This is a genomic window from Ramlibacter sp. (assembly GCF_028291745.1).
In the GTDB taxonomy this organism is placed as follows: Bacteria; Pseudomonadota; Gammaproteobacteria; order Burkholderiales; family Burkholderiaceae_C; genus Ramlibacter.
Genome location: NZ_JAQGNQ010000147.1, coordinates 32,624 through 40,050 on the forward strand (window position 1 = coordinate 32,624; position 7,427 = coordinate 40,050).

Genomic DNA, 7,427 nt, shown 5'->3' on the forward strand with positions numbered 1-7,427 from the left:
CGCTGCGTGGATCCCGGGTCAAGCCCGGGATGACATCCCACTGACGCCCGCTCTCACGTCCCGCGCCCCCAATACCCGCAATACCGCCGCGCGATGAATTGCAGGTTGTCCTTGTACCCTGGCCAGTTCTCGTAGCCGGACAGCTTGAATTCCTTTTCGGCGCTGTCCCAGCACTTGCCGTCCTGCGCCAGTTGCTTCATTTCGGCCGAGGCCTTCTGCAGCAGTTCGAGCTGGTCGGCGGCATCCTTCTTGGTGCCCAGCCTGTCGTTCACGCCCGGGTGGCCGGGGATCAGGCGATCCCAGTCGAGGGCCATCACCTTGCGGATGAAGTCCTCGGCCTGGTCGGGATAGAAGTCGATCATTCCGCGGCCGGGCACCTGCCCCACGGGGATCGTGTCGACCACGAACACCAGCTTCTCGCGCGGCAGGAACATCACGACATTGGTATCCGAGTGGCTGGCACCGAGGTATTTCAGTTCCAGCGTCGTGCCTCCGAGCGAGAGCGTGCGGCCCTCGTCGCCGAAGACCTCGTCGGGCAAGGGCGTGTGCGGGTCGTTGATCGGCAGCAGCCGCTCGCGCACGCGGCGGTGCGCGACGATGGTGGCGCCCGCGTCCTTGAACGCCTTGCCGCCGGCCACATGGTCGAAGTGGTGGTGGCTGTACACCAGATAGCGGATCGGCTGGCTGGTGACGCTGCGGATCGCGTCGACGTATTGCTGCCCCCCGTTCGGACGTCCATAGGCAATCGGGTCGGTCGCGATCACGCCCGCGGGCGTCACGACGAACATCGACTGGTGGTTGACGTTGCGAAAGATGTAGACGTTGTCGGTGCCGGCCACCTTGGTGACCGCCGTCGCTGGCCGGGCTGCCTGCGTCGGCGGCGCGACGGAGGGCGCTTGCGGCGCAGGGGCTTGCGCGGCGGCAAGCAGGGGAAGCGTGAACAGCAGACAGGCGAGCTGATGTCGCATGGCGATCCTCCTCGTGCGCGGCCACACGGGCGGCCGGGATGGCGCCGGCGTGGAAGGGCGCGGCGCATGATCGCAGAAACGCGTGAGACCGTGAAGTCAGAAGTTCTCGTATACAGCTTCTTACCATCCAAGTGGATGGAAGATATATGATGGTGCCATGCCCAAGGCAAGCACCAAGTCCGTCGTCGCCACGCCCAAACCGGTGGACGAGAAGATCACGATCAACCTCGGTTGCGTCGACCTGGGTCAGATCGATCTGCTGGTGCAGGAAGGCTTTTATGCCAATCGCACCGACCTCATCCGCACCGCCATCCGCAACCAGCTGGTCGCCCACGGCGAGCACGTGCGGCAGGTGGTGGCGCGCAAGACCCTGTCCCTGGGCATCCAGCACATCACCAAGGCCGAGCTCGAAGCGCTGCAGGACGCCGGCCGCAAGCTCGACATCCGGGTGCTGGGGCTGGCCACCATCGACCCGGCGGTGTCGCCGGAACTGGCGCTCGCCACCATCGAATCGCTCACCGTTCTGGGTGCGCTGCATGCGAGTCCGGCCGTGAAGGCCGCTCTCAGCAAGCGCATCCGCTGAACCCAACCAGGAAGTACCCATGCACCCCGATTTCCAGCGCCTGCTGCAGGACGCCACCCGGCTCACCCGGTCCGGCGACCTGCGCGGCGCCACTGCCGCCATCCACGCTGCCTTGAATGGCGCCGTCCCCGAAGGCGCCACCGCGCCGCGCCACCCCGCGCTGCCGGGCGAGATCGTTGTCGATGTCGAGGCACGCGAGCTGCCCTCCCAGGCGCCGGCCAACCAGGTCGGTCAAGGTCAATTCATCAGCGGTCGCTTCGACTGCGGCACCAGCGCCCGCGAGTACATGCTGTTCATCCCGCCGCATGCGGGCGACGAGCCTCTGCCCCTGGTCATGATGCTGCACGGCTGCACGCAGAACCCCGCGGACTTCGCGGCCGGCACGCGGATGAACGAGGCTGCGCGCACGCGTGGCTGCTACGTGCTGTACCCGGCGCAGTCGCGCAAGGCCAATCCGCAAGGCTGCTGGAACTGGTTCAAGCACAGCCACCAGGCGCGCGGGCGCGGCGAGCCCGCGCTGCTGGCCGGCATGACGCGTGAAGTGATGGCGCGCCACCGCGTCGACCCGGCGCGCGTCTTTGTCGCCGGGCTCTCCGCGGGGGGCGCGATGGCAGCGATCCTGGGCGAGACCTATCCCGAATTGTTTGCCGCCGTCGGCGTGCACTCGGGCCTGGCCGCGGGTGCGGCTGGCGATCTGCCCTCGGCATTGGCGGCGATGCGCAGCGGCGGCGCGGCCAAGCCCGCAACTGCAACGGGCCGGCCCACCATCGTCTTCCATGGCGATGCGGATGCGACGGTGCATCCGTCCAACGGCGCGCAGGTGGTTGCGGCCAGCGTCGCCGGCGCCACGCAGGTCGAAGTGGAGCGGGTGAAGGCGCCAAGTGGCCGCAGCTATACCCGGCAACTGCATCGCGCCGCCGGCGGCAAGGTGCAGGCGGAACACTGGGTCGTGCACGGCGCCGCGCACGCGTGGTCCGGCGGCAGTGCGGAAGGCTCTTATACCGACGGCGCCGGGCCCGATGCATCGGGCGAGATGCTGCGCTTCTTCCTGGAGCATCCGCGCAGCTGATGCAGCCTGCCGTCCGCGCCCTGCGCGCCCAGTTCTTCGTCGCCGGCGCACTCTTTGCCACCTGGGGCGTGCACGTGCCCAGCGTCAAGGCGCACTACGGGCTCGGCGAGCGATCGCTGGCCATCGCCATGTTGGCGAGCGGTGCGGGTGCCGTGCTCGCGCTGCTGCAGGCGGGGCGGGTGCTGGCCCGCCATGCACCGCGCCGGGTCGTGCCGGTCATGGCGGTGATCTGTATGGCCGCCATCGGCAGCCTGCTGAGCACGTCGCACTATGCGTTGCTGCTCGCATTGATGCTCGTCTACGGCATGGCCGCGGCAATCTTCGATGTCGCCATCAACGACGAGGCGAGCGCCATCGAGCAGCAGGCGGGCCGCCCGCTCATGAGCGGCTTCCACGGCATGTTCAGCCTCGGCGGCATGGTGGGCGCGGCAGCGTGGAGCGTGCTGGCGGCCGCCGGCGTGTCGGCCACGGGACACCTGGCCGGGGCCGCGGTCGTTTTGGGTTCACTCGCACTCGCTGCCAGCCCCTTCATGCTGCGGCAGGCGCGCGAGCCGCACGCCGAGGGCGCACCCCTGAGCCTGCCCCGCGGTCCCCTCGTGCTCCTGGGCCTGATGGCCGCATTGGGACTCGTGGGCGAGGGCGCCATGTACGACTGGAGCGTGCTCTATCTGCGACAGGACCTGGCCGCACCGGCAGGCATCGCCAGCCTGGGCTACGCCAGCTTCAGTGGGGCGATGGCCGCGGGCCGCTTCGGTGGTGACTGGGTGCGCGCGCGCATCCGGCCCGCGACCCTGCTGCGCGCGAGCGGCTTGCTGGCTGCGACGGGCATGGCGCTGGCGCTTGCCGTGCCGTATCCCGCGGCTGCGCTGGCGGGCTTCGCCTTGGTGGGCCTGGGCTTCGCCAACATCGTGCCGGTCTTGTTCAGCGCCGCTGGCCAGCTGCCCGGCATCGCGGCCGCGCACGGGATCGCGGCGGTCTCGTCCATGGGCTATCTCGGCATGATGGCCGGCCCGCCGCTGATCGGCTTCATTGCGCAAGCGCGATCGCTGGCGGCGGGCTTGCTGGTGGTGATCTTCTTTGCCGTGGTCGTGGCTGCGTTGGCGCGGCGCGCGCTGGGCAGGGCCACGTAGGGGCACAGTGCTTGCCCGCCGGCGCGCGGGGGCGTAGTCTTGCCGCTCACAAGGCCAGATTCGATGCACGCTGCACTTTCGCCCATTCCGCGCTTGCTTGCGTGCCTGGTCGCGGCAATCTGCATTTCGTGCCATGCCGCGACGCCCGTGGCCATTCCTGCGGGCGAATACGACCTGACCACCGAGACCGTGCTTCCGCATCTCGAGGAGGCGTTGCGCTATGCCACCACGCGCGGACACCAGTGCCTGCGTGCGGCGGATGCGACTGCGCTGTTTCCGCTGCTGCGGCATCAGGCCTTCACGGGATGCGCGCTCGTCCCGGACGGAGATGCCATCGACGGCCTGCACTTCACCTTGTCGTGTGCGAATCGCGAGGCGGCCAGCGGATCGGCGGTCTTCGATGTCGATGCGGCGCAGGTCACTGCCGTGCTGAACCTCAAGATGGGCGGCAAGAACATGACCTTGTCGCAAAGGCTGCACGGAGCGCGTCTCGGCCCCTGCGCCGACTCTGCGACGAACTAGGCACTCCTCGGTGCCGCGCTCTCCGCGGCAAAGCGCCCGTCCTACAAGCATCGGAGCGCGCCGCAACGCCTGGCGCTCAGCACGAAGCCAAACAATGACCCCCTCGCGTCGCACGCGCGCGCAGGCAGTCGTGCTGCGCGTCCTGCCAACGACTTCCAGCGCCCATGACCACAGCCACAGCAAGCCCCGACATCGACACCGCGGCCCCGCCGCACTACACCGGCGAGGAGACCCGCACCCGCATCCTTGCCATCATGGCCGCGTCGTCCGGCAACCTGGTGGAGTGGTTCGACTTCTACATCTACGCCTTCGGTGCGATCTACTTCGCCTCCGCCTTCTTCCCCAAGTCCGATCCGACCGCGCAACTGCTGAACACCGCCGGCGTGTTCGCCGCCGGCTTCCTCATGCGGCCGCTGGGCGGCTGGCTGTTCGGGCGCATCGCCGACCGGCGCGGCCGCAGGACGTCGCTGCTCATCTCCGTGGGCATGATGTGCGGAGGCTCCCTGCTGATCGCGGTGCTGCCGACCTACGCCTCGGTGGGTGCATGGGCGCCGGCGCTGCTGCTGCTGGCGCGCCTCATCCAGGGCATCTCGGTCGGCGGTGAATACGGCGCCACCGCGACCTACATGAGCGAGGTCGCGCTGCGCGGCCAACGCGGATTCCTGTCGTCGTTCCAGTACGTCACGCTGATCGGCGGGCAGTTGCTGGCGGTGCTCGTGGTGGTGGTGCTGCAGCAGTTCCTGGACGAGTCCGAGCTGAAGGCCTGGGGCTGGCGCATCCCCTTCGTGGTGGGCGCGATCGCCGCGCTGGCCGCACTGTTCCTGCGCCGCACGCTGCACGAGACCTCGACGGCGCAGACCCGCGCGAGCAAGGACGCGGGCACCTTCCGCGCCATCCTGCGCGACCACCGCGCCGCGTTTCTCACGGTGCTCGGATACACGGCCGGCGGCTCGCTGATCTTCTACACCTTCACCACCTACATGCAAAAGTACCTGGTGAACTCGGCGGGCATGTCCATCCGCACGGCCAGCAACGTGATGACGGTGTGCCTGTTCATCTTCATGTGCATGCAGCCGCTGTTCGGCGCGCTGTCCGACCGCATCGGGCGGCGCAGCAACATGCTGCTGTTCGGTGCGCTGGGTGCCATCGCCACCGTGCCCATCTCGATGGCGCTGGGGCACGTGCGCAGTCCGCTGGCGGCGGGCGCGCTGATCGTGCTGGCGCTGGCCATCGTCAGCTTCTACACGTCGGTGAGCGCGATCGTGAAAGCCGAGCTGTTTCCCGCTGAAGTGCGCGCCATGGGTGTCGGGCTGGCCTACGCGATCGCCAATGCGGTCTTCGGCGGCTCGGCCGAATACGTCGCGCTCGGGCTCAAGTGCCTGGGCGACGAGTCGGCGTTCTACTGGTACGTGTCGGCCATGATGGTGGTGGCCTTCCTGGTCAGCCTGCGGATACCCCGGCATCCGAGCTACCTGCTGCACGAGCACTAGGCTATCGGCGGAACAAGGCGCCCGGCGCGTTGCGGGGCGGCGGCGCATCGGTGAGTTTGAGCCCGGCCCACAGCGAACACTGATTCGACGTGACCACCGGCTTGCCGAGCGCCGTTTCGAGCTCATCGATCTTGTCCATCGTCAGAAGCTGCGTGCAGCTGATGAAGACCGAGTCGCACTGCTTGATGGCCGCGGCGTGCTCCATCACCCGGTCGGCCACCTGCTGCGTCGATATCTTCGCGATGTCGCGCGTGTCGGCGCAGTTGAACGAGTCCACACCGCCCAGGGTGAAGCCATGATGCTCCAGCAGTTCGACTTCGTGCCGCGTCACGTCTTCCACATAAGGCGTGAGCATGAAAAGTCTGCGCGCGCCGACGGCCTTTAGCCCCATCAGGATCGCGCTGGAGGTGGTCACCGCCGGCACGCCGGTCAACTCGGTGATGCGATCTGCCAGCTCGGCCTCGCGGCCGGGCCCGTTGACGAAACTGCCGCTGGTGCAGCCGTAGATGAAGGAGCTGGGCTTGGGGTAGCAAAAAGTCAGGTCGCGCACCGCCTGGTCGAGCGATCCGACCATGGCCAGCAGCGATTCCTTCGTCACCGCCGGCGTCGGGCGTGACAAGCGGTTCACGTTCATGGCCACCCCGTGCGGCAGGTATTGGGGAAGCTCGCGCTCCATCGCCACGTTTCCCGGCGGAACGACCAGCCCGATTCGAATGACGTTGTTGTCCATGTCTGTGTCCTTATTCGATGGAGATCTGGGCCTTGGCCGCGACCTCCTGCCATTTCTTCAGGTCCGACTGCAGGAAAGCGGAAAATCCCGCGGTGCCGACCGCACGCGGCTCGGCGCCGAGCTCCTTGAAGCGCTGGACCACCTCCGGCCGGCTCGACACCTTGATGATCGCCGCTTCGAGCCGGGCCCGCACGGGCTCCGGCAGACCGGCCGGGGCCAGTATGCCGGTGAACGACGCAGCCTCGACACCGTGCAGACCCAGTTCGGCCGTGCACGGCACATCGGGCAGGAAGGGCGAGCGCTTGTCGCTCATGACGGCCAGCACCCGCAGCTGGCCTTGCTTCACATAGCCGAGTGAAGAGGCGATCTGGTCAACCATGATGGGGATCTGCCCGCCCAGGAGATCCGTGAGCGCCTGGCCGCTGCCCTTGTAAGGGACGTGGAGGAACTGGGCCCCGCTGACGGCCTGCAGCAACTCGATGGCCAGGTGGTTGGAGCTGCCCAGGCCGGCCGAGCCGATGCCGATCTTGCCCGGGTTCGCCTTGGCCGACGCGATCAGCTCGGGCAGGTCCTTCGCCGTCGATCCGCGGCCGGCCACCACCGCCATCGGCGTGATGTTGATCAAGGTGAGCGGCACAAAATTGTGCAGCACGTGGTAGGGCATCGACTTCGCGACGGCTTCCATGGCGGTGAGGGATCCGCTCGAGCCGGCCAAGAGGGTGTAGCCGTCGGGCGCCGATTTGGCCACTGCCGATCCCCCGATGCGGCCACCGGCACCCACCCGGTTGTCGACCAGCACCGGCTGGCCCAGTTCTTCGGACAGCGGAATTGCGAGCACGCGCGCCGAGATGTCGACGCTGCCTCCCGGAGCGAACGGTACGATGATCCGCAGCGGCTTGGCCGGAAAAGTTTCGGCCGCACGCACCAGCGTCGCG

The 7,427-nt window shown here is 68.1% G+C and carries 8 protein-coding genes; 5 read left to right on the forward strand and 3 right to left on the reverse strand.

Going from position 1 to position 7,427, the window contains the following annotated elements:
* Positions 1-53 precede the first annotated feature (53 nt).
* The gene (locus JWP60_RS26600) at positions 54-968 is read right to left on the reverse strand and encodes an MBL fold metallo-hydrolase (protein ID WP_299798620.1); all 915 of its coding nucleotides are present in this window, start codon (positions 966-968) and stop codon (positions 54-56) included.
* Between the two features lie 157 nt (positions 969-1,125).
* Here JWP60_RS26600 and JWP60_RS26605 point away from each other — a divergent pair, with 157 nt between their 5' ends.
* The 5 genes from JWP60_RS26605 (at position 1,126) to JWP60_RS26625 (ending at position 5,762) form a co-directional block, all read left to right on the forward strand.
* Positions 1,126-1,551 (forward strand): CopG family transcriptional regulator, encoded by a 426-nt coding sequence (locus JWP60_RS26605; RefSeq protein WP_299798623.1) that lies wholly within the window; start codon positions 1,126-1,128, stop codon positions 1,549-1,551.
* A gap of 19 nt (positions 1,552-1,570) precedes the next feature.
* On the forward strand, positions 1,571-2,620 hold the full coding sequence (locus tag JWP60_RS26610; RefSeq protein WP_299798626.1) for a PHB depolymerase family esterase: 1,050 nt from the start codon (positions 1,571-1,573) through the stop codon (positions 2,618-2,620).
* Positions 2,620-3,750: an MFS transporter gene (locus JWP60_RS26615; RefSeq protein ID WP_299798629.1), complete on the forward strand. Its 1,131-nt coding sequence runs from the start codon at positions 2,620-2,622 to the stop codon at positions 3,748-3,750. Before JWP60_RS26610 ends, JWP60_RS26615 begins: the two co-directional genes overlap by 1 nt.
* 147 nt (positions 3,751-3,897) lie before the next feature.
* Positions 3,898-4,272 carry a hypothetical protein gene (locus JWP60_RS26620; protein ID WP_299798632.1) on the forward strand — a complete coding sequence of 125 codons (375 nt, stop codon included), beginning with the start codon at positions 3,898-3,900 and terminating at the stop codon, positions 4,270-4,272.
* A gap of 164 nt (positions 4,273-4,436) precedes the next feature.
* On the forward strand, positions 4,437-5,762 hold the full coding sequence (locus JWP60_RS26625; RefSeq protein ID WP_299798634.1) for an MFS family transporter: 1,326 nt from the start codon (positions 4,437-4,439) through the stop codon (positions 5,760-5,762).
* 1 nt (position 5,763) lies between these two features.
* On the opposite strand, the gene JWP60_RS26630 is transcribed toward JWP60_RS26625, so the two are convergent.
* Both JWP60_RS26630 and JWP60_RS26635 read right to left on the reverse strand, forming a co-directional pair.
* A complete protein-coding gene (locus JWP60_RS26630; protein ID WP_299798637.1) occupies positions 5,764-6,492 on the reverse strand; it encodes a hypothetical protein in 729 nt (242 codons plus the stop codon).
* Between the two features lie 10 nt (positions 6,493-6,502).
* Positions 6,503-7,427, reverse strand: a 925-nt coding sequence (locus JWP60_RS26635; protein ID WP_299798640.1) for a tripartite tricarboxylate transporter substrate binding protein, incomplete at its 5' end; no start/stop codon positions are given.

Bases quoted from the DNA above. Each gene is read 5' to 3' on its own strand.
- JWP60_RS26600 (WP_299798620.1), bottom strand. From the start codon at position 968: ATGCGACATCAGCTCGCCTGTCTGCTGTTCACGCTTCCCCTGCTTGCC.
- JWP60_RS26605 (WP_299798623.1), top strand. From the start codon at position 1,126: ATGCCCAAGGCAAGCACCAAGTCCGTCGTCGCCACGCCCAAACCGGTG.
- JWP60_RS26610 (WP_299798626.1), top strand. From the start codon at position 1,571: ATGCACCCCGATTTCCAGCGCCTGCTGCAGGACGCCACCCGGCTCACC.
- JWP60_RS26615 (WP_299798629.1), top strand. From the start codon at position 2,620: ATGCAGCCTGCCGTCCGCGCCCTGCGCGCCCAGTTCTTCGTCGCCGGC.
- JWP60_RS26625 (WP_299798634.1), top strand. From the start codon at position 4,437: ATGACCACAGCCACAGCAAGCCCCGACATCGACACCGCGGCCCCGCCG.
- JWP60_RS26630 (WP_299798637.1), bottom strand. From the start codon at position 6,492: ATGGACAACAACGTCATTCGAATCGGGCTGGTCGTTCCGCCGGGAAAC.